13 protein-coding genes and 1 tRNA gene are annotated in these 23,257 nt (G+C 66.8%); 8 read left to right on the plus strand and 6 right to left on the minus strand.

Annotated features, from left to right (window positions below):
• Positions 1-163: 163 nt before the first annotated feature.
• The 5 genes from gltB to ASE86_RS01625 form a co-directional block, all read right to left on the minus strand.
• Positions 164-4,678: a glutamate synthase large subunit gene (gene gltB / locus ASE86_RS01605; RefSeq protein WP_056421765.1), complete on the minus strand. Its 4,515-nt coding sequence runs from the start codon at positions 4,676-4,678 to the stop codon at positions 164-166.
• Entirely contained in the window at positions 4,675-5,196 is a 522-nt protein-coding gene (locus ASE86_RS01610) for a hypothetical protein (protein ID WP_056421766.1), read from the minus strand. The genes gltB and ASE86_RS01610 overlap by 4 nt, the downstream gene beginning before the upstream one ends.
• Positions 5,193-6,635 carry an NAD(P)-dependent oxidoreductase gene (locus tag ASE86_RS01615; RefSeq protein ID WP_056421767.1) on the minus strand — a complete coding sequence of 481 codons (1,443 nt, stop codon included), beginning with the start codon at positions 6,633-6,635 and terminating at the stop codon, positions 5,193-5,195. Before ASE86_RS01615 ends, ASE86_RS01610 begins: the two co-directional genes overlap by 4 nt.
• Positions 6,636-6,791: 156 nt before the next feature.
• Positions 6,792-7,589, minus strand: coding sequence for an undecaprenyl-diphosphate phosphatase (locus ASE86_RS01620; protein ID WP_056421768.1), 798 nt, complete (start codon positions 7,587-7,589; stop codon positions 6,792-6,794).
• 4 nt (positions 7,590-7,593) lie between these two features.
• The gene (locus tag ASE86_RS01625) at positions 7,594-8,523 is read right to left on the minus strand and encodes a complex I NDUFA9 subunit family protein (RefSeq protein WP_056421769.1); all 930 of its coding nucleotides are present in this window, start codon (positions 8,521-8,523) and stop codon (positions 7,594-7,596) included.
• A 134-nt stretch (positions 8,524-8,657) separates the two neighbouring features.
• Here ASE86_RS01625 and ASE86_RS01630 point away from each other — a divergent pair.
• Positions 8,658-8,744 (plus strand) — tRNA-Leu (locus ASE86_RS01630).
• Positions 8,745-8,801: 57 nt separating this feature from the next.
• Here ASE86_RS01630 and ASE86_RS01635 read toward each other — a convergent pair.
• A complete protein-coding gene (locus ASE86_RS01635; protein WP_056421770.1) occupies positions 8,802-9,821 on the minus strand; it encodes a LacI family DNA-binding transcriptional regulator in 1,020 nt (339 codons plus the stop codon).
• A 185-nt stretch (positions 9,822-10,006) separates the two neighbouring features.
• Between ASE86_RS01635 and ASE86_RS01640 the strand changes: the two genes are divergently transcribed.
• The 7 genes from ASE86_RS01640 to ASE86_RS01670 all read left to right on the plus strand — a co-directional run bounded on the left by ASE86_RS01640 (position 10,007) and on the right by ASE86_RS01670 (position 23,179).
• Positions 10,007-12,868: a TonB-dependent receptor gene (locus ASE86_RS01640; RefSeq protein ID WP_056421771.1), complete on the plus strand. Its 2,862-nt coding sequence runs from the start codon at positions 10,007-10,009 to the stop codon at positions 12,866-12,868.
• Positions 12,869-12,959: 91 nt separating this feature from the next.
• Positions 12,960-14,474, plus strand: coding sequence for a tryptophan halogenase family protein (locus ASE86_RS01645; protein WP_056421772.1), 1,515 nt, complete (start codon positions 12,960-12,962; stop codon positions 14,472-14,474).
• Positions 14,471-16,417 (plus strand): alpha-amylase family glycosyl hydrolase, encoded by a 1,947-nt coding sequence (locus tag ASE86_RS01650; protein WP_082441600.1) that lies wholly within the window; start codon positions 14,471-14,473, stop codon positions 16,415-16,417. The genes ASE86_RS01645 and ASE86_RS01650 overlap by 4 nt, the downstream gene beginning before the upstream one ends.
• Positions 16,414-18,039, plus strand: a complete 1,626-nt coding sequence (locus ASE86_RS01655; RefSeq protein ID WP_056421773.1) for an alpha-glucosidase — start codon at positions 16,414-16,416, stop codon at positions 18,037-18,039. The genes ASE86_RS01650 and ASE86_RS01655 overlap by 4 nt, the downstream gene beginning before the upstream one ends.
• Positions 18,040-18,047: 8 nt before the next feature.
• Positions 18,048-20,084, plus strand: coding sequence for a glycoside hydrolase family 97 protein (locus tag ASE86_RS01660; RefSeq protein ID WP_414881273.1), 2,037 nt, complete (start codon positions 18,048-18,050; stop codon positions 20,082-20,084).
• Between the two features lie 108 nt (positions 20,085-20,192).
• Positions 20,193-21,683 carry a tryptophan halogenase family protein gene (locus ASE86_RS01665; RefSeq protein ID WP_056421775.1) on the plus strand — a complete coding sequence of 497 codons (1,491 nt, stop codon included), beginning with the start codon at positions 20,193-20,195 and terminating at the stop codon, positions 21,681-21,683.
• Positions 21,683-23,179: an MFS transporter gene (locus ASE86_RS01670; protein WP_056426437.1), complete on the plus strand. Its 1,497-nt coding sequence runs from the start codon at positions 21,683-21,685 to the stop codon at positions 23,177-23,179. The genes ASE86_RS01665 and ASE86_RS01670 overlap by 1 nt, the downstream gene beginning before the upstream one ends.
• Positions 23,180-23,257: the final 78 nt, after the last annotated feature.

Consider the following 23,257-nt stretch of genomic DNA (forward strand, 5'->3'; position numbering starts at 1 on the left):
CGAGAGCCCTTATAGCACAAAGGCTTAGTCTCAGCTGAACGGGCTTTGCATGCGCCGGTTCCGTTCGTCCGAGCCTGTCGAAGGGCTGCCTCTTTCCTCGTCCGGCATGCCGGACGGGCGGGAAAAAGAACGGTGCTTCGACAAGCTCAGCACGAACGGAATATCATTCGGCCGCTTCCAGCGCGGCCTCCGAATCGTCGAGCGGATGCGCCAGGCGGGCGACCATTTCCTTCGGGCAGACCTGCCAGAACGCCCCGCGGATACGATCCCAGTCCTCGATCAGGCTGGCGGCGAACTTGCTGTCGGTCGCCGCCACGTGCCGCACGACCAGCGCACGCAGCACCGCTTCCCAATGGCCGGAGGAAAGTCGGCACCACGTCAGCGTTTCCGGGTTCACCCGGCGCTCGAACGTCGCGTCGGGATCGTAGACGAAAGCCATGCCCCCGGTCATGCCGGCGCCGAAATTCGCGCCGACGCCGCCCAGGATCACGGCGGTGCCGCCGGTCATATATTCGCACCCGTTGGCGCCGCAGCCCTCGACGACGACCTCCGCGCCCGAATTGCGGACGGCGAACCGCTCGCCGGCCTGGCCCGCGGCGAACAGCTTGCCCGACGTCGCGCCGTAGAGCACCGTGTTGCCGATGATCGTGTTCTCGTTCGACGCGAGGGGTGAGCTGACCATCGGCCGCACCGCGATGATGCCGCCCGACAGCCCCTTGCCGACATAGTCGTTCGCATCGCCGAACACTTCCAGCGTCACGCCCTTGCACAGGAACGCGCCGAGCGACTGGCCGGCCGAGCCGCGCAGGCGAACGGTGATGTGTCCGTCATCCAGCGTCGACATGCCGAACGCGCGCGTGACCGCACCCGACAGGCTTGTCCCGACTGCGCGGTGGGTGTTCCGCACGCTGTACGTCAGCTGCATCTTCTCGCGCCGGCTGAACACCGCCGCCGCGTCCTTGATAATCTGCGCATCCAGGCTATCGGGCACCGCATTGCGCCAGGTGTCGAGCGAATAGCGGCGCTCGGCGTCGGTCGCGTCGACCTTGGCGAGGATCGGATTGAGGTCGAGGTCGTCGAGATGCTCCGCGCCGCGGCTGACCTGGCGGAGCAGTTCGGTGCGGCCGATCACGTCGTCCAGGCTGCGGACGCCCAGCCGCGCCAGAATCTCGCGGACTTCCTCGGCGATGAAGGTCATCAGGTTGATGACCTTTTCCGGGCTTCCGGTGAACTTGGCGCGCAGTTTTTCGTCCTGCACGCACACGCCGACCGGACAGGTGTTCGAATGGCACTGGCGCACCATGATGCAGCCCATCGCGACCAGGCTCAGCGTGCCGATGCCGAATTCCTCGGCGCCCAGGATCGCGGCGATGACGATGTCGCGCCCGGTCTTCAGCCCGCCGTCGGTGCGCAGCTTCACGCGGCCACGAAGGCTGTTGAGCGTCAGCGTCTGGTTGACCTCGCTCAGCCCCATTTCCCACGGCGTACCGGCATATTTTATGCTGGTCTGCGGAGAGGCTCCGGTGCCGCCGTTGTGGCCCGCGACCAGGATGACGTCGGCGTGTGCCTTCGCCACGCCCGCTGCGACGGTGCCGATGCCGGCCGAGCTGACCAGCTTCACGCAAACTCGCGCACGCGGGTTGATCTGCTTCAGGTCGTAGATCAGCTGCGCCAGATCCTCGATCGAATAGATGTCGTGGTGCGGCGGCGGCGAGATGAGCCCGACGCCGGGAGTCGCGTGGCGCAACTTGGCGATCAGTTCAGTCACCTTGAAACCGGGCAGCTGGCCGCCCTCGCCGGGCTTGGCTCCTTGCGCGACCTTGATCTCGATCTCGTCGCAGGCGTTGAGATACTCGGCGGTCACGCCGAAGCGCCCGCTCGCGATCTGCTTCACGCCCGAATTCGCGTTGTCGCCATTCTCGTACGGCGTGTAGCGCTCCTTGGCCTCGCCGCCCTCGCCCGACACCGCGCGTGCGCCGATGCGGTTCATCGCGATCGCCAGCGTCTCGTGCGCCTCCGGGCTGAGCGCGCCCAGCGACATGCCCGGCGTCACGAAGCGCTTGCGGATTTCGGTGATCGCCTCGACCGAATCGATCGGCACGCCGTCCTTCGGGAAATTGAATTCCAGCAGGTCGCGTAAGTATACCGGCGGCAGGTCGCGGACCCCGCGCGAAAAGGCGAGGTAGGTCGAATAGCTGTCGGTGCCGACCGCGGTCTGCAACGTGTGCATCAGCTGCGCGGAGAAGGCGTGCGTCTCGCCACCATGGCGCTGGCGATAGAAGCCGCCGATCGGCAGCGTTGCAACCGCAGTGTCGAACGCCGCGTCATGCCGCATCGTCGCGTTGAGGTAGAGCGAAGCATAGCCCTCGCCCGAGATCTTGGCGGGCATGCCCGGAAACAGGTCGTTGACCAGCGCACGGCTGAGGCCCACCGCCTCGAAATTATAGCCGCCGCGATAGCTGGAGATCACTGCGATCCCCATCTTCGACATGATCTTCAGCAGGCCTTCGTCGACTGCGGTGCGATGGCGCTTCAGGCAGTCGGCTAGTCCCAGGTCGCCGAACAGGCCGCGGGCATGGCGGTCGCGGATCGACGCTTCGGCGAGATATGCGTTCACCGTCGTCGCGCCGACGCCGATCAGCACCGCGTAGTAATGGGTGTCGAGACATTCGGACGAGCGGACGTTGATCGACGCATAGCTGCGCAGGCCGCGACGGACGAGGTGGGTGTGGACGGCGGCCGCCGCCAGCACGCCGGCGATCGCCATCCGGTCGGGGCCGACGCCCTCGTCGCTCAGGAACAGCTCCGACTTGCCCTGGCGCACCGCCTGTTCGGCCTGCGCGCGGATGTCGGCGATCGCGGCGCGCAAGCCTTCGGGGCCGCTGCCCGCGGGGAAGGTGCAGTCGATATCGGCCGCGCTCATGGCGAAATGGCCTTTCAGCCGGTCCCAGTCGCCGTTGGTCAGCACCGGCGATTCGAGCACCAGCACCTTCGACGGCGCGGCCGAATGGTCGAGGATGTTGGCGAGATTCCCGAACCGCGTCTTCAGCGACATGACATGGCGTTCGCGCAACGGGTCAATCGGCGGATTGGTCACCTGGCTGAAGTTCTGACGGAAGAACTGGCTGATCAGGCGCGGCTTGTCGGAAATGACCGCCAGCGGCGTGTCGTCGCCCATCGATCCGATCGCTTCCTTGGCGCCCTCGACCATCGGCGACAGGATCAGCTCCATGTCCTCCAGCGTCTGGCCGGCGGCTACCTGGCGGCGCGACAGGTCGGCACGGTCCCACGTCGGGATCGACGCTTGCGCCTCAGCCAGGTCGTCCACGCTCAGGAATTCGCCGATCATCGCGGCGTAATCGGCCTCGCCAGCGATCTGGTCCTTGACCGCGCGGTCGTGCAGGACACGACCCTGCTCCAGGTCGACCGCGATCATCTGGCCTGGCCCGAGCCGACCCTTTTCGATCACCGTCGTCTCCGGCACCACGACCATGCCGGTTTCCGACCCCACGATCAGCAACCCGTCGCCGGTCAGCGTGTAGCGAAGGGGACGCAGCGCATTGCGGTCCATGCCCGCGACCGCCCAGCGGCCGTCGGTCATCGCGAGCGCAGCCGGGCCGTCCCACGGCTCCATGACGCTGGCGAGATAGCGGTACATGTCGAGGTGCGTGCGCGGCATGTCGTTCGACCACGCCTCGGGCACGAGCATGATCTTGGCGGTGGGCGCATCGCGGCCCGAGCGGCAGATCGCCTCGAACACCGCGTCCAGCGCGGCGGTGTCGGACGCGCCGGCCGGGATCACCGGCTTGATGTCCTCGCTGCGTTCCCCGAACGCGATGCTCGCCATCTTGATCTCGTGGCTGAGCATCCAGTTCTTGTTGCCGCGGATCGTGTTGATTTCGCCGTTGTGCGCGAGACAGCGGAACGGCTGCGCCAGCCACCATTGCGGGAACGTGTTGGTCGAATAGCGCTGGTGAAAGATCGCGACGCGGCTCTCGAACCGGTCGTCGGTCAGGTCGGGGTAGAACACCGACAGGCTCTCGGCCAGGAACAGCCCCTTGTACACGATCGAGCGGCACGACAGCGAGCAGGCATAGAAGCCCTGGATCTGCGCCGCGATCACCCGCTTCTCGATGCGGCGGCGGACAAGGTAGAGTTCCTTTTCGAACTCCGCGGCCGACGCGTCGTCGGGCAGGGGGCCCGCGATCATGATCTGCTCGATCTCGGGCCGCGTCGCCTGCGCCTTCTGGCCGATGACGGCCACGTTCACCGGCACCTGGCGCCAGCCGTAGATGGTCCAGCCGGCGTCGATGATCTCCGATTCGACGATCGTGCGGCACGCCTCCTGCGCCGACAGGTCGGTGCGCGGCAGGAACATCATGCCGACCGCCAACCGGTTCGGCATCACGCGGTGGCCGGACGCAACGACGCAATCGTCGAAGAACTTCGCGGGCAGGTCGACGTGGATGCCCGCGCCATCGCCGGTCTTGCCATCGGCATCGACCGCACCGCGGTGCCACACCGCCTTCAACGCATCGATCGCGGCCTGGACGACCCGGCGCGAAGGCACGCCATCGGTCGCGGCGACCATGCCCACGCCGCAGGCGTCGCTCTCGAATTCGGGGCGGTACATGCCATGCTCGGCGAGGTAAGCCCGGGGATCAGTAGCGTCGGTCATCTCGCAGCCTCACCAAGGTGTTCATCTCGCGCTTTCTTGCACAGCGTTTCGGCGGCCTGGCGCTCCGTATTGGGTACTTTGCGCGATGCCGCTAGAAAGGCGTCGGCGCCATTTTCCTCTCCCATGCGGATCACTTCGGCCCGCTCGGCTTTGGTGGTCTGACCGGGAGGTTGCAGCATGATCGTCCGCATCCGGCGATAGGCGTCGCTGGTGTAGAAGGCGGTCAGGCGCCGAACCGATGCTTCGGGCATCGTCGCCGCGACTCTCCGCAGCCAGGATCTGTTCGCTATCGAACCGCTCTCGAAGCGGCACTGCTCATACGTCGCGAGAATCGCGCGAACCTTTTGCTCTGCGATACCGTCAGCGCTCAGGCGCGCGATGTCGGCGTCGCTTACCGGGCGGGGGGTGTTCATCGGAGGGGGAATCGACGCGACGAAATCGTCCAGTATGACCTTACGGGAGGCATCATCCCCTGCCTGTGCGACCAACAGCGCCAACGCTACTCCGATCACCGTCATGCAGCCTTCCTTTGGGCTTCGACCTTCGCTTTCAGATACGCATGCATTCGCTCGCTCACGTCGCGTCCGTCGCGGATCGCCCACACGACCAGGCTCGCGCCGCGCACGATGTCACCGGCGGCGAAGACCCCGTCGAGGCTCGTCATCATCGATTTGGCATCGACGCGCAGCGTGCCCCAGCGGGTGACGCCCAGATCGCTCGCGCCGAACAGGGTCGGCAGGTCTTCGGCGTCGAAGCCCAAGGCCTTGATGACCAGGCCCGCCTTGACCGAGAAGCCACCGGCCGGATCGACCTCCGGCGCGCGGCGGCCGCTGGCGTCGGGCGCGCCCAGGCGCATCGCGCTAGCCTTTACCGCTGTGACGACGTCACCGCCTTCGAAAGCCTCGGGTGCGGAGAGCCAGACGAACTCAACGCCCTCTTCTTCCGCGTTCTTCGTCTCGCGCTGCGATCCCGGCATGTTCGCGCGGTCGCGGCGGTAAAGGCACTTCACGCTGGCCGCGCCCTGGCGGACGGCGGTGCGGACGCAATCCATCGCGGTGTCGCCGCCGCCGATGACGACGACATGCTTGCCCGCGGCATCCAGCGACCCGTTGTCGAATGCGGGGACGGCGTCGCCGAAGCCCTTGCGGTTCGACGCCGTCAGATAATCCAGCGCCTCGACCACGCCGGCAGCCCCCACGCCCGGCGCCCTGATCGCGCGCGGCTTGTAGACGCCGGTCGCGATCAGCAGCGCGTCATGCCTCGTCCGCAATTCATCGAGCGAAGCCTGCTCTCCAACCGAAAAGCCCTCATGGAACACGATGCCGCCCGCCTTCAGCCGGTCGACGCGGCGCAGGACGACGTCCTTTTCCAGCTTGAAACCCGGGATGCCGTACGTCAGCAGCCCGCCCGCGCGGTCATGGCGATCGTAGACATGCACCTCGTAGCCATAGCCGCGCAGATACTCCGCCGCGCTCAGCCCCGCAGGCCCCGCGCCGATCACGCCGACCGACTGGCCGCGCGCCGGGCCGGGGAACAGCGGCTCGACCCAGCCTTCTTCCCAGGCGGTGTCGGTGATGAACTTCTCGACAGACCCGATCGTGACCGCGCCGTGGCCGGAGAATTCGATGACGCAATTGCCTTCGCACAGCCGGTCCTGCGGGCAGATGCGCCCGCAGATCTCCGGCATGGTCGAGGTGCTGTTGCTGAGCTCGTACGCCTCGCGCAGCCGCCCTTCCGCGGTCAGGCGCAGCCAGTCGGGAATATGGTTGTGAAGCGGACAGTGGACTGAACAATACGGCACGCCGCATTGCGAGCAGCGCCCGGCCTGGTCCTCGGCCGCGGGCGGATTGTACCGCTCGGCGATCTCACGGAAATCCGCCGCGCGCGCCGCCGCATCACGCTTTGCGGGATACGCCTGGTCGCGATCGACGAATTTCAGCAGCTGCTCGGTAGCCATGCTCGATCCTTTCGAGCATCCGGCTATGGTGCAGAAAAGGCGATGTCACGCGCAATTACGCTAACACGGCAAGGTCATTGACCTGACTACCGCGCGGTTTTCCGGAGATTTCGCCGCAGCGCAATATTCTGTCGCAATAAAAGTCCCTTTTCGGACCTATCGCGTTTTAAGCCATACCAGAGCCGCCGTGCCGGCAGCGATTCTGTACCAGGCAAACGGGCCAAACCCGTAGCGGGTGACGACCGCCATGAACGCCTTCACGACGATCAGCGCGACGACGAACGATACGAGCGCGCCGACCGCGATCAGCTGGAAATCGCCCGGCGTCACCATGTCGCGATGCTTGTAGAGTTGCAGCACGGTCGCGCCGGTCAGTGTCGGAAGTGCCAGGAAGAAGCTGAAATCGGCCGCGGTCCGCCGATCGATGCCGAACGACATGGCGCCCATGATCGTCGCGCCGGACCGACTGACGCCCGGGACCATCGCCAGGCACTGGACGAGCCCGATCTTGACCGACTGTGCGATCGACACGCCCGATATGCCCAGCACATTGTCGGTCTTCGCCAGCCGCTCGACCACCAGGATCGCGAAGCCGCCTGCGATCAGCGCCCAGGCGACGACGACGGCATTCTCCAGCAGCGCATCGATCTGGTCGCCGAACGCCAGCCCCAACACGACCGCGGGGAAGAACGCGAGCAGCAGGTTGCGCACGAAGGCGACCGAATTCGCCTCCCAGCTCAGCAGCCCCTTCGCCACCGCGAGGAAGGTTCGCCAGTACAGCACGACGATCGCCAGGATCGCGCCAGGCTGGATCGCGATGTTGAACACCGACCAACGCGCCGCATCATAGCCGAGCAACTCGGTCGCGAGGATGAGGTGCCCGGTTGAGGACACGGGCAGGAATTCGGTGATCCCCTCGACGATGCCGAGGATGATCGCAGTAACGATGTCCATGCGCTCAGGCCGTGACGCGCTTGGCGAAGCGGCCCTGGCGGCGGAACCGCACCAGCCATTCGGGCGCGACCGCTGCCATCGGCGTCGGCGTGACGCCTGCCGCTACCAGGCCGTTGTCGCCGGTCACGACGTTGTCGCGGCCGAGCATCGCCCATTGGTCGCGCGTGATCGGCGCGCCGGGCAGGAAGCCCAGGGTAGCAATCGCCGATCCGACCGCGTCGGGCAGGTCGGGCATCGGCGGGTGGCGCAGCACCGCGCTCGCCAGGAAGTCGTGGATCTGGCGCATCGTCAGCACGTCCGGCCCGCCCAGCTCCAGCGTGCGGCCGGCGAACGTCTTCGGGTCGGCGAGCGCCGCCACGACGACACGGGCGACGTCCTTGACGTACACCGGTTGGAACTTCGCCGGCCCGCGCAGCACAGGCACCACCGGCATCCGCGCGATCATCGCGGCGAAGCGGTTGGTGAACTCGTCCTCGCGACCGAACACGAGCGAGGGGCGCAGGATGGTCGCCTCAGGAAAGGCCGCGCGGACGGCGGTTTCGCCATCGCCCTTGCTGCGACCATATTCGGACGGCGATTCGGGATCGGCGCCGATCGCCGAGACGTGAACCAGCGCTCCGACACCGGCAGCCTTGGCGGCCTCCGCGATCGTCCGGGCGCCGGCGACGTGGAGCGCGGTCATGTCGGCAAAGGCACCGACCAGGTTCACCACTGCATCCGCCCCGGCGACGGCGCGCGCGACCGAATCGGGCTTGCGCACATCGGCCGCGACAAACTGGGTCTGGCCGAGTCCGCCCAGGGGTTTCAGGAAGAACGCCTGCTTGGGATCACGCTGCGCGATCCGCACGCGCGCGCCCGTCGCCAGCAGCGCCTGCGCCACATAGCGCCCGACGAACCCGCCGCCGCCGAACAGCACGACCAAAGTGTCCTTCATTGCCCGATTACCCTTCGCGCCAATCCCGTTCCCGCCCCCATGCCGCGCCGCCAAGCGCGCCGCAAGCCGATCCGCTGCAAAACGGGTGTTGACAGCCCCACGATCCCTCCCCTAGAGGCGCCGGCCTACCCCGTGCCCAGATGGCGGAATTGGTAGACGCACCAGCTTCAGGTGCTGGCGCTCGCAAGGGCGTGGAGGTTCGAGTCCTCTTCTGGGCACCATTTTCCAGAGCATTGATTTTCAACGGCAATGTCGGCCCTTCGGGGCCGTCCTCTGCCTCAGCTCGACGCGCGTATCACCAGGCGTGGCGGCAGGGTTTCGCCGGTCACCGTGCGGCCCGCGAGCTGGGCGATCAGCGTGTCGACCAGGACTTCGCCGGCGTGGCCGTAGTCCTGCGCGATCGTCGTCAGCGGCGGGCTGGCGCTGGCGGCGGCGGGGAGGTTGTCGAAGCCGACGACCGCGACGTCGCGCGGGATCGACAGGCCGGCGTCGGTCAGCGCGCGCATCGCGCCGATCGCGATCAGGTCGGACGCGGCAAAGATCGCGTCGAACGGAACGCCGCGGCCGATCAGGCGGCGCGCGGCATCCTCGCCGGCATCCTCGAACGCGACGACATCGACCTGCAGGCCGGGATCGACCGCCAGCCCGGCGGTGCGCAGCGCGCCGGCATAGCCGCGGTAGCGGTCGGCGAATTCGGGATAATGTTCGGATCCGTCGCCCAGGAACGCGATGCGGCGGCGCCCGCGGTCGATCAGATGCTGCGCGGCGAGGCGCCCGCCCTCGACATTGTCGCAGCCGATCGTCGTCCCCGGCTGGCCCGGTCGGACCGATCCCCAGCGCACGAAATGCGTCTTCTGCGCGACCAGCTGATCCAGCCGCACGCGATAGGCGGAGTAATCGCCATAGCCGAGCAGGATGATGCCGTCGGCCTTGCGGCTGTCCTCGTAATCGACGTGCCAGTTTGCGGACAGCTGCTGGATGGAGACGAGCAGGTCGAAGCCGCGCTTGGCGCAGGTGCGCGTGATCGAGCCGAGCATCGACAGGAAGAACGGATTGATGAGCGAATCGTCGAGCGCCGGATCCTCGAAGAACAACAGTGCCAGCGTATTGGTCATGCCGCGGCGGAGGGATGAGGCGTTCTTGTCGACCTTGTAATTCAGCTGGCGAGCGATCGCCTCGATCCGGATGCGCGTCGCTTCGCTGACCGTCCGGTCGCCGCGCAGCGCCCGGCTGACGGTCGGCTGCGACACGCCCGCCAGTTCCGCGATATCGAACGACGTGGGCTTTTCCTGCGACATGCTCCCCCTGGCGATCCGCATCGTAGCGCGGCGGCAACACACGGCAATGCCCGTGCCTGAATACGTATGCCGTTCGCTTCCCCAAAGGTCACGCGTGTTCCACATCGCGGGACGAAGCCGCCCGAGGGGGCGGTTCCCCGAAGCGTGCGAAAAGACGCGAAACCGGGGCAGAGGAGGGGATTTTCATGCGGTATTCCAGCAGCATTTCGACGCGTCGTCGCACCGGCCTGATCCTGGGCGCCAGCGCCATCGCGCTCGGCATCGCACTGCCCGCGGTCGCGCAGACCGCAGAGAACGTGCCGGTCCAGAACCCGCCGAGCGGCCCCGTTGCCCCCGGCACGACCGAGGACGAGATGGGGACCGAAATCACGGTCACCGGTATCCGCGGCTCGCTGGAGGCATCGGCCCGCACCAAGCGCAACGCGACGATGATCGTCGATTCCGTGTCGGCCGAGGACGTCGGCAAGCTGCCCGACGTGTCGATCGCCGATTCGCTGGCGCGTATCCCGGGCGTGACCGCGCAGCGTCTGGAAGGCCGCGACCAGCGCCTGTCGATCCGCGGCCTCGGCCCCGACTTCTCGACCACGCTGCTCAACGGGCGCGAGCAGGTGACGGTCGGCGACAACCGCGGCGTCGAATATGACCAGTATCCGTCCGAATTCTTCCAGAACGTCAACGTCTACAAGGGTGCCGACCCCGCGCTGATCGCCGCCGGCATCTCGGGCACGGTCGATCTGCGGATGCTGCGCCCGCTCGACCAGGGCAAGCAGACCGTCGTCGTTTCGGCGCGGGGGCAGATGAATGACAAGAAGGCGCTGAACCCGGACGGTACGCGCTACGGCTATCGCGCGTCGGCGACCTATGTCGACCAGTTCGCCAACGACACGCTGGGCGTCGCGATCGGTGCGTCGGCGACGCAGACCCCGACCCAGATCGAGCGCTACAACGCCTGGGGCTTCCCCAATGCGTCGCAGGCCGGGGGCAACCTGATCCTCGGCGGCGCCAAGCCGTACGTGCAGTCGAACCTGCTGAAGCGTTACGGCGGCGTCGCGACGATCGAATGGCAGCCCTCGGACAGCTTCCATTCGACGTTCGATGCGCTGTATTCGAACTTCGAAGAGGTACAGCGCCTGCGCGGTATCGAATTCCCGATCAATCCCGACTGGGCAGGGACGTCGTCGGGCACGACGGCGATCGCGCCGGGCTATACGGTGTCGAACGGCCTGGTGACGGCAGCAACGATCAGCAACGTCGTCGCCGTGCAGCGCAACGACTATAACCGCCGCAAGGCCGAGAACCTGTCGCTGGGCTGGAACAACGATCTGCGGATCGGCGAGACGACCCACCTGAAGGTCGACGCCAGCTGGAGCCGCGCGACCCGCACCGACTTCCTGCTCGAAACCTATTCGGGCACCGGCTACAATGCCACCGGCGCCAAGGACACGATCCGCATCACGCAGAACGGCGACGGCACCTATGACATCGTGCCGACGCTCGATTATTCGAACACCAGCATCGTCCGCCTGACCGATCCGCGCGGCTGGGGCTACAACGGCACGGCCGCGGTCGTGCAGGCCGGCTTCCTCAACCAGCCCGACTTCACCGACGACCTGAAGTCGCTGCGTGCCAGCCTGGACGGCGAATTCGGGAACCTTGGCGTCATCAAGGGCTGGGAAATCGGCGGCAACTTCAGCCGTCGCCAGAAGGAAAGCAACTACACGTCGTTCTTCCTGTGCCCGAAGGGGGGCGGCACCAACTGCACCGTCGCCAGCGGGACGCCGACCAGCCTGGCGGTGCCGGCCGACGTCCTGCTCGATCGCAAGGTCAGCCTGGATTACCTGGGCGTGCCGCAGATGCTGACCTACGACCCGCTCAAGGTCTATGGCCTGCTGAACTCGGTCTATGACAACCGTCCGTCGTCGCTGGTGCGCGACAACGTGGTCACCGAGAACGTCTGGACCGGCTATGGCAAGATCGTCATCGACGGCCTGGCCGGCGGCAAGGCGCTGAAGGGCACGCTGGGCGTCCAGGTGGTCCATACCGAACAGAGCTCGGACGGCCAGATCGCCAATCTGCTGAACGGCGTCGTCACGACGGCCCCGGTCACCGGCAAGACGACCTACACCAACATCCTTCCGTCGGCGACGATGTCGGTCGAGCTGATGCCCGCCTTCTACGTCAAGCTGAACGCGGCGCAGACGATGGTGCGCCCGCGGCTCGACCAGGAACGCATCACCCAGGACGTCGGCATCAACACGGCCAACATCGGCCGCGGGAGCCTGCCGCAGAACAGCCCGTTCAGCTCGACCGGCGGCAACATCAACCTGCGGCCGTACAAGTCGACCAATATCGACGTCAGCTTCGAGAAGTATCTGGATGACGGCGGCTATCTGGCGCTGACCGGCTTTTACAAGCATCTGACCGATTTCGTCGATCCGACCAGCTCGACGCTGTTCGACTTCTCCGGACTGCTGCCGGCGCTGACCCCGGCGCAGCAGGCGACGATCCGGGCGCAGAACGCGCAGTTCGGTCTGGTGTCGCAGCCGACGAACGCGGGCGGCGGTGACGTGCTGGGCGTCGAGGCGACGGCATCGCTGCCGTTCAGGATGTTCACACAGGCGCTCGACGGGTTCGGCGTGTTCGTGACCGGCACCTATGTCGACAGCGCGATCAAGTACGGGTCCAACCCGACCGTCGCGATCACCATCCCGGGCCAGTCGAAATGGGTCGGCACGGCGACCGGCTATTTCGAGAAGGGCGGCTTCCAGACGCGCGTCACCTACCGCTATCGCTCGAGCTTCCTGGCCGAACTGGCCGGCCTGTCGGCCAACCCCGAGTTCCGTCAGGGCAAGGCCGAAGGCGTGCTCGATGCGCAGATCGGCTACGAGTTCAAGTCCGGGCCGCTGACGGGTCTGTCGGTGCTGTTGCAGGGCAAGAACCTGACCGACGAACCGTTCGTGACCAGTGAAGCGACCGACCCGCGCCTGGTGCGCGAATACCAGCGGTACACGCGCGACTATTACCTGGGCGTGACGTACAAGTTCTGACGAACCGCGCCTCCCCGTTCGTGCCGCGGGTGTCGATGCACGAGCGGGGAGGGGCAACTCTTCTCCCCAAGTTCAGGACGGGAGCGCGGACATGACCACCAACCCACCGATCCGCATCGTGATCGCCGGCGGCGGATCGGCGGGCTGGATGTGCGCGGCGGCGTTCGGCCGGTTCCTGGGGCCGGGCGTCATCGTCACGTTGGTCGAATCGGACGAGATCGGCATCGTCGGGGTCGGCGAAGCGACGATTCCGCAGATCCGCCTGTTCAATCAGGCGCTGGGTATCGACGAGGACGCCTTCGTCCGCGCGACGGGGGCGACATTCAAGCTGGGGATCGAGTTCGTCGGCTGGGGTGCAGCTGGAGAGCGCTATATGCACGCGTTCGGCGATATCGGGCGCGACAGCGGGCTGACGCCGTTCCATCATCTGTGGCTGCGAGGGCGCAGCGAGGGCGTCGCCGGGCCACTGTCGGCCTATTCGCTGAACAATCAGGCCGCGCTCGCCGGGCGGATGCAACGGGGCAAGCCGCGGACGGCACCGGTGCTGCCCGACATGCCCTACGCCTTTCATTTCGACGCGAGTCTCTACGCCGCGTACCTGCGCCGCTTCGCTGAAGCGCGCGGCGTCACGCGGGTGGAGGGGCGGATCGTCGCGGTCGAGCGTGATGGCGCGAGCGGCGATGTCGCCGCGCTGATGCTGGACCATGATCGGCGGATCGAGGGCGACCTGTTTCTCGACTGCACCGGCTTTCGCGCGCTGCTGATCGAAGGCGCATTGGGCGCGGGATACGAGGACTGGACACACTGGCTGCCGTGCGACCGCGCGATGGCGGTGCCCTCGGCACGGGCGACAGACTTCACGCCGTACACGCGCGCCAGTGCACACCGTGCGGGCTGGCAGTGGCGTATCCCGCTCCAGCATCGCACCGGCAACGGCGTCGTCTACAGTTCCGCGCATATGAGCGACGACGCGGCGCGCGACCAACTGCTGGCGAACCTGGACAGCGCGCCCTTGGCCGAGCCGCGACCCCTGCGCTTCACGACCGGGCGGCGGCGGGAATTGTGGAAGGCGAACGTCATCGCCATCGGCCTGGCGTCGGGGTTCCTCGAACCGCTCGAATCGACCAGCATCCACATGATCCAGTCGGCGATCGAGCGCGTGCTAAAGCTGCTGCCGGGTCGTCGGATCGCGCCGGCGCTGCGCGACGAATACAACCGCCAGGCGGTGTTCGAATATGAGCGCGTCCGCGACTTCATCCTGCTCCACTACGTCGCCAACCGCCGCGACGAGCCGTTCTGGCGCGAGCGGCGCGAAACGGCGCTGCCCGACACGCTGCGCGCCAAGCTCGACCTTTGGAAGGCGGCCGCGCAGATCACGCGCGATCGCGAGGAACTGTTCACCGAGGTCGGCTGGCTCCAGGTGCTGATCGGGCAGGGCGTCATGCCCGACGCTTGGCATCCGCTCGCCGATGCGATGCCCGCGGCACAGGTCGCGGAGTTTCTCGACATCCTGCCCAGACTCACCGCGCGCGAGGTTGCCCAGATGCCCGGACACGCCGACTTCATCGCGCGGTATTGCGCGGCGGCGGAAGGAGTGGCGGCATGAGCTTGGCGCTTTCGCTCGCGTTGGCGGTCGACTCTCACACCGGTCGTGCTGAGCTTGTCGAAGCGCTGTCCTTCTTGCCAACCGCGAGCAAGCGGCATGAAGAAGGGCAGCCCTTCGACAAGCTCAGGACGAACGGGTCGGGGGATGTTGCGCCTTCGCTATCGAACAATGGGGAGGGCGCGCGCGCCAACGACGGCGGTACATTTCGCGCCCGCCCGCCCGAAGACGAGATCATCTATTTCGTCCTGCCCGACCGCTTCGACAATGCCGATCGTGCAAACGACCGCGGGGGCCTGACGGGCGGGCCGCTCCGGACCGGGTTCGACCCCACCCGCAAGGGCTTCTACCACGGCGGCGACCTGAAGGGGCTGGTTCGCCGGCTCGACTATATCCAGAGCCTCGGCGCGACCGCGCTGTGGGTTGGCCCGATTTTCAAGAACAAGGCGGTGCAAGGCGCGCCGGGCCAGGAGAGCGCCGGATATCACGGATACTGGATCACCGACTTCACGACCGTCGACCCGCATCTGGGCACCGACGACGACTTCCGCGCGCTGGTCGATGCCGCGCATACGCGTGGCCTGAAGGTCTATATGGACATCATCGTCAACCATACCGCGGACGTTATCCAGATGCGCGAGTGCGCGGGGAAGGGCGTGTGCCTGTACCGGTCGCGTGCCGATTACCCTTATCAGCGGCGCGGCGGCGTCGCGGGGCCTGCGATCAACGCCGGGTTCGCGGGTGACGATGTCCATGCGGCGGCCAATTTCGCGAAGCTGACCGACCCGACCTACGCCTACACGCCCGTCGTTCCCGCAGCCGAAAAAGGCATCAAGGTGCCGGCGTGGCTGAACGACGTGTCGCTGTACCACAACCGCGGCGACACGACGTATCGAAACGAAAGCTCGACGATCGGTGACTTCGTCGGGCTCGACGACCTGATGACGGAGAACCCGCGCGTGGTCGCAGGGATGATCGACATCTTCGGCGGCTGGATCGATCGCTACGGCGTCGACGGTTTTCGCATCGACACCGCCAAGCATGTGAACCCCGAATTCTGGCAGGCTTTCGTGCCGGCGATGGAGGCACGCGCCAAGGCGAAGGGTATCGCCAACTTCCACATCTTCGGTGAAGTGTCCGAACACGACATCCGCCCGGCCGCGCTCGCTGAGTGGACACGCACCGCAGGCCTGCCCGCCGTGCTCGACTTCGCGTTCAAGGAAACGGTCGCCGCGACCGTTGCCGGTGGCCAGGGCACCATCCTGTTCGAGCATCTGTTCGACGGCGATGCGATCTATGCGCAGGGCGCCGACACCGCGCGCATCCTGCCGACCTTTACCGGCAACCACGACGACGGCCGCGTCGCGACATCGATCCGCAAGGCGTTTCCGACTGCGTCCGAGAGCGAGATCCTCGACCGTGTGAAACTGTCGAACGCGCTGCTGCTGACGCTTCGCGGCGTGCCGACGATCTATTCGGGCGACGAACAGGGCTTCTCCGGCGACGGCGGCGACCAGGACGCGCGCGAGGACATGTTCGCGAGCCGCGTCGCGAGCTACAACGACAATCGGCTGGTCGGCTCGACCCGCACGACCGCGACCGACAATTTCGGCACCGATGGCCCGCTGTTCCGGCAGATCGCCGAACTGGCCCGCATCCGCCGCGCCGAGCCCGCGCTGCGCCGCGGATCGACCGTGATCCGTTATCGCCAGGACACGCCGGGCCTGCTCGCGATCTCGCGGCTCGACCCCGAAACGCACCGCGAAGTGCTGCTGACCTTCAACACCGCGACCGCGCCGGTGACGGCCCAGGTTCAGGTCGAAGTCGGCTCGCGCAACTTCTCCGCGCTCACCGGCCCCTGTGCCACCACCGCCACCGCACCCGGCAGCGTCACCGTCACGCTGCCGCCGCTCGGCTATGCCATCTGCGCTTCGGACCCGACATGACCGCACAGACCCAGTCCCGACCCGACTCCGCCCTTGCTGCCGACTGGTGGCGCGGGGCGGCGATCTACCAGATCTATCCGCGCAGCTTCGCCGATGCGAACGGCGACGGGGTCGGCGACCTCGCCGGCATCACCGCGCACCTCGATTATGTCGCGTCGCTCGGCGTCGATGCGATCTGGCTGTCGCCCTTCTACACCTCCCCCATGGCCGATTTCGGCTATGACATCGCCAATTACTGCGACGTCGATCCCATCTTCGGCACGCTCGCCGATTTCGACGCGCTGGTCGCGCGCGCCCACGCGCTGGGGCTGAAGGTCATCGTCGATCAGGTCTATGCCCACACGTCCGACCGGCACGCCTGGTTCGCCGAGAGCCGCAGCGACCGTCATAACCCGCGTGCTGACTGGTATGTCTGGGCCGATGCCAAGCCCGATGGCGCCCCGCCCAACAACTGGCAGTCGGTGTTCGGCGGCCCGGCGTGGACGTGGGACGCGCGGCGCGGGCAATATTACATGCACAATTTCCTGAGCAGCCAGCCGCAGCTCAACTGCCACCTGCCCGCGGTGCAGGACGCGCTGCTGGACGTCGCGCGCTTCTGGCTGAACCGCGGGGTCGACGGCTTCCGCGTCGATGCGATCAACTTTTCGATGCACGACCCCGCGCTGACCGACAATCCGCCCGCGCCGACCGGCAACGGCGTGCGCACGCGGCCGTTCGATTTCCAGCTGCACGTCCACAACCAGTCGCATCCCGACATTCCGCTGTTCCTGGAGCGGCTGCGCGACGTGCTCGACGACTATGGCGCAACCTTTACCGTGGCCGAGGTCGGCGGTGCCGATAGCGAGCGCGAACGCAAGGCCTTCACCGCGCCGGGCCGGCTCGACAGCTCCTACGGTTTCGACTTCCTCTACGCAGGCGCGTTGACCCCGCGCGTCGTCGCCGAAGCCGTCCGCGCCTGGCCCGAGGCGCCCGGTACCGGCTGGCCGAGCTGGGCGTTCGAGAACCACGACGCCCCGCGTGCCGTCTCGCGCTGGGCCGGCGACCACGACGTCCACGCCTTTGCCGCGATGAAGATGCTGCTGCTCGCCTGCCTGCGCGGCACGATCATCCTCTATTACGGCGAGGAGCTGGGGCTGACCCAGGTCGACGTGCCGTTCGATCGGCTGCAGGACCCGGAAGCGATCGCCAACTGGCCGCTGACGCTGTCGCGCGACGGCGCGCGGACGCCGATGCCGTGGCGCGGCGATGTGCCGGGCCTGGGTTTCTCGACCGCCGACAGCTGGTTGCCGGTCGGGCCCGATCACGGCGCGCTGGCGGTCGACCGGCAGGAAGCGGATGACGCCTCACTGCTCCACCTCACCCGCCGACTGCTGAAGGTCCGTCATGAAAGCGACGCACTGATGTTCGGCGACATGACGATCGTGACCGCGACCGACGACGTGCTCGTCTTCGAACGGCGCGCAGGCGGCGACGTGCTGCGCTGCGCCTTCAACTTTGGCACGAGGCCTGCCGATCTGACGCCGAACGACGCGGACGGGTGGCGCGTGGTGGAAAGCGTCGGCACAGTCGACGGATGGATTCTGACCGGCCCCGCGGGGCTGATCGCAAGGGAGACGAAGTGATGACCCGGATGTTCGTGAGCCTGCTGGCGCTGGTCGCCGCGCAGCCTGCGCTGGCCGATGTGGTGGCGACGGCGTCGTCGCCCGACAAGTCGATCGCCGTGTCGGTGTCGATCGATAACGACGGCCGCGCGTCCTACGCGGTCACGCGCAAGGGCAAGGCCGTCATCGCCGACAGTGCGCTCGGCTTTCTGTTCACCGACGCGCCAAAGCTCGACCGCGCCTTTGCGCTGGTCGACGCCAAGACGTCGAAGAGCGATACGACCTGGACCCAGCCGTATGGCGAGTGGCAGACGATCCGTGACAACCACACCGACCTGGTCGTCCGCCTGAAGGAAAAGGTGCGCGGCCAGCGCGAGATGCAGGTCACCTTCCGCATCTTCGACAACGGCGTCGGCTTTCGCTACACGCTGCCCGACCAGCCCAACCTGCACCATGCCAACATCGCCGACGAACTGACCGAGTTCGCGATCGCAGAGGACGGCGTCGCCTGGTGGAAGCCGGCGTACGGATGGAACCGTGAGGAATATCTCTACAACGCGACGCCGATCTCGGGTGTCGGTACCGCGCAGACCGTCGCGACCTTCAAGCTGGCCAGCGGCACGCACATCGCGATCCATGAAGCCGCGCTGGTCGATTATGCGGCGATGAACCTCCAGCGGTTCGAAGGCACGAAGCTGAAGGCGAACCTGACGCCGGGTTCGGGCGCGCCGAAGGTCAGCCGCGACGCCGGCTTCTCGACGCCGTGGCGCACCATCGCGATCGCCGACGATGCGCCCGGGCTCTACTACGCCAGCCGCATGACGCTGAACCTCAACGAGCCGAACAAGCTGGGCGACGTATCCTGGATCGAGCCCGGCAAGTTCGCCGGCGTCTGGTGGAACATGATCACCGGCAAGTGGAGCTGGGCGCGGGGGCCGATTCACGGGGCGACCAACGCGAACGTCCGCCAGTATATCGACTTCGCGGCGGCAAGCGGCGTGAAGTCGGTGCTGGTCGAGGGCTGGAACGTCGGCTGGGACGGCGACTGGTTCGGCAACGGCAACGACATGAACTTCAGCCAGCCGACCGAGGATTTCGATATCAAGGCGCTGAGCGACTACGCCAGATCGAAGGGCGTCCGCCTGATCGGGCATCACGAGACGGGCGGATCGGCCAGCCATTACGACGCTCAGCTCGACACCGCGTTCAAGTTCGCCGCGGACCATGGCGAGCGGGTCGTGAAGACCGGCTACGTCACCGACGCCGGCCAGATCGAGCGCGTCGATGCCGATGGCTCGAAGCACCGCGAATGGCACGAAGGCCAGTGGATGGTGAACCACTATCTGCGCGTCGTGCAGACGGCGGCCAAGTACAAGGTGTCGATCGACAGCCACGAGCCGGTGAAGGATACCGGGCTGCGTCGTACCTATCCGAACTGGGTATCGCGCGAAGGCGGGCGCGGCGGCGAGTACATGAGCTGGGCTGGCAAGAACCCGCCCGAGCACGAAGCCAACATGGTCTTCACGCAACTGCTGGGCGGGCCGATGGACTTCACGCCCGGCATCGTGAGCCTCAAGGGCAGCGAGAACAGCGACATCCCCTCGACGCTCGCCAAGCAGCTGGCGAACTATGTCGTGATCTATTCACCCGTCGTCATGCTGGCCGACACGCCGGAGGCCTATGCACGCTATCCCGGCGCCTTCCAGTTCATCAAGGACGTAGCCACCGACTGGACCGATACGCGCGTCCTGAACGGCGAGGTCGGCGACTATGTGACGATCGCCCGCAAGGCGCGAGGATCGAACGACTGGTTCCTGGGTGCGGTCGGTGACGAACAGCCGCGGACGACCACGATCACGCTCGACTTCCTCGACCCCGCCAAGACCTACACCGCGCAGATCTATCGCGACGGGCCGAACGCCGATTACCGCACGCCCAACCGCCACGCGATCACGATCGAGAGCAAGCCGGTGAAGCGCGGCGACACGCTGACGCTGGCACTGGCCCCCGGCGGCGGGCAGGCGATCCGCTTCGTCGCGCCGGGCGGACGCGCGCGGCGCCGGTGAGCAACCGCTTCATTCCGTTCGTGCTGAGCGTGTCGAAGCACTGTCCTTTCTTCGGGCAAGAAGGACAGCCCTTCGACAGGCTCAGGGCGAACGGTGTGTGGGTTCGTCATGACTGAACCAGCCCCGACCATCGTGATCCTTGGCGGCGGGACCGCGGGCTGGATGACCGCGTGCCTGATGGCACAGGCGTGGCCCGCGGCAGCGATCACGGTCATCGAAAGCCCGGACATCGGCATCGTCGGGGTGGGCGAGGGATCGACCCCGCAACTGCGCGCCTTCTTCCGCGATCTCGGCATTGCCGAGACCGACTGGATGCCGGCGTGCAGCGCGACGTACAAGGCGGGCATACGCTTCGCCGGCTGGTCGCAGGACCCGGGCTTCGACAGCTATATCCATCCCTTCGCCAGCGACGTGGACCTGCACACCGAACCGGCATTCCACGCGGCTGCGCTCGCGCGGCGCACCGGCCACGACGTACCCGCGCATCCCGACGCGTTCTTCCTCAACAGCTGGTTGATCGAGCACCGCCGTGCCCCGCTGCCGACGGACAATTTTCCGTTCGATGCGGCCTATGGCTATCATTTCGACGCACATCTGGTCGGCGCCTATCTGCGCGACCATGCGGTCGGGCGTGGCGTCGCGCACCTGCCGCGCACCGTGACGGACGTCGTCGTCGGCGCGGATGGCGATGTTCGCCACCTTTTGTTCGACGACGGTCACACGCTGACCGCGGACCTGTTCGTCGATTGCAGCGGCTTCCGCAGCGTGATCGCGCAAGAGGCGCTGGGCGTGCCGTTCGTCTCGTTCGCGAGCAACCTGTTCAACGACCGCGCGGTGGTGATGCCCACCCCGTCCGACCCGACCGGCACCGACGTCCACACCACCGCGACCGCGCTGTCGGCGGGCTGGGCATGGGCGATCCCGCTGACCAGCCGTGTCGGCAACGGATATGTCTTTTCCAGCCGCTATCTCGACGCGCACGATGCTGAGGCCGAATTTCGCGCGCATCTCGGTGTCGGCGACGCGGGGACCGCGCGGCATTTGACGATGAAGGTCGGCTGGGTCGCGACAAGCTGGACCGGCAACTGCCTGGCGGTCGGACTCTCGCAAGGGTTCATCGAGCCGCTGGAGGCGACGGCGCTGCATATCGTGCAGGCGACGGTCGAGGGCTTTATCGCCGCGTGGGACAGCGCGGGCTTTACGCCTGCCCGCCGCGACGAATTCAACCGCGTCATCGCGCGGCGCTATGACGGCATCCGTGACTATATCGTCGGTCACTATCGCCTGAACCGCCGCACCGACACGCCCTATTGGCGCGACGCGGCGACGATGGATACGCTCAGCGACAGCCTGAAATCGCTGTTCACCGCGTGGTTCACCGGCCGTGATCTGGTCGAGGAAGTCGCGCGGCAGGATATCGCGAAATACTACGCGCCGCTGTCGTGGGGCTGCCTGTTCGGCGGCTACGGCACCTATCCCGATGCCGCGCGCCTGCGGACGGGCACGAGCGTCGACACCGGCCGCATCGCGCATTTCCTGACGGCGTGCGGCCGCAACTTTCCCGCGCATGACGCGGTCCTGGCCCTCAGGAGGGGATGATGACGGATATGACGGGCCGACGCCCGAAACAGGGTCTTGCCGGCCTCTGGAACATCAGCTTCGGCTTCTTCGGCATCCAGATCGGCTTTGCGCTGCAGAATGCGAACATGAGCCGCATCTTCCAGTCGCTGGGCGAAAGCCTGGACGACCTGGCGTTCCTGTGGATCGCAGCCCCCCTGACCGGCCTGATCGTCCAGCCGATCATCGGCCATTATTCCGACCGCACCTGGGGCCGGTTCGGACGGCGGCGGCCGTATTTCTTTGCCGGTGCGGTGTTTGCCGCACTCGCCTTGTTCGGGATGCCGAATGCGCCCGCGCTCTGGGCGGCGGCGGTGTTGCTGTGGATGCTCGATGCGTCGCTCAACGTGTCGATGGAGCCGTTCCGCGCCTTCGTCGGCGACATGCTCGACAAGGACCAGCACACTGCGGGCTATGCCATCCAGACCGCGTTCATCGGTGCAGGCGCGGTCGTCGGGTCGGTCACGCCATACCTGCTCGATCATCTGGGCGTCGCCAATGTCGCAAGCGGGGGCGGGGTGCCGGACACGGTGCGCTACAGCTTCTACGCCGGCGGCGCGGCGCTGTTCGCCTCCGTTTTGTGGACGGTGCTGACGACGCGCGAATACTCGCCCGAGCAGATCGCGCGCTTCGACGGCGTCGCCGCGACGGTCGTCGACACGCCCGCCCCGCCACAATCGATCGCGGGTGCGCTGGCGTGGGTCGGCAGCGGCCTCGCCATTGCCGCGCTCGTGCTTGCGACCGGCCTTGAAAAGGAGCTGTATCTGCTCGCCGGGCTGGTCGCCGCCTATGGCGTCGCGCGCATCGTCGCCGCGCGGCTGCACGCCGCCGGCCGCCGCGACAATCTGTTGACGCACATCGTCGGCGATTTCGCAGGAATGCCGCCGATCATGAAGCGGCTGGCGCTGGTCCAGTTCTTTACCTGGTCGGCGCTGTTCATCATGTGGATCTACACGACCCCGGTGGTGGCGCAGTATGTCTTCGGATCGTCCGATCCGGCGAGCGCCGCCTACAACGCCGGCGGCAACTGGGTCGGCATCCTGTTCGCGGCGTATAACGCGGTGGCGGCGCTTGCCGCGCTGTTCCTGTTGCGTCCGTTGGCACGCACGATCGGCAAGGTGCGGACCCACGCGCTGTGCCTGGCCATCGGCGCGCTCGGCTATCTGTCGTTCCTGTTCGTCCGCGACGCCAACCTGCTGCTGCTGAGCGAAGTCGCGATCGGCATCGCCTGGGCGTCGATTCTGGCGATGCCCTACGCCATCCTCGCCTCCAGCCTGCCGCAAGCGAAGCTCGGCATCTACATGGGGCTGTTCAACGTCTTCATCGTCGTACCGCAGCTGCTGGTCGCGACCGTGATGGGAACGATCGTGCGGCACCTCTTCCCGACCGAGCCCGTCTGGACGATGGCGTTCGCTGCCGGGGTCATGGCGCTGGCGGCGCTGGCGACGTTGCGCGTGCGGGAGGATCAGGCGGGCTGAAGGGAGGCCCATCCGCGCCCGTCCGAAAATGCGGGACTCGCATCGTGCCGGAAAGTACGTAGACTGCAGTCACGCGTA

Origin of the sequence: Sphingomonas sp. Leaf33, assembly GCF_001421785.1 — a bacterium.
In the GTDB taxonomy this organism is placed as follows: Bacteria; Pseudomonadota; Alphaproteobacteria; order Sphingomonadales; family Sphingomonadaceae; genus Sphingomonas.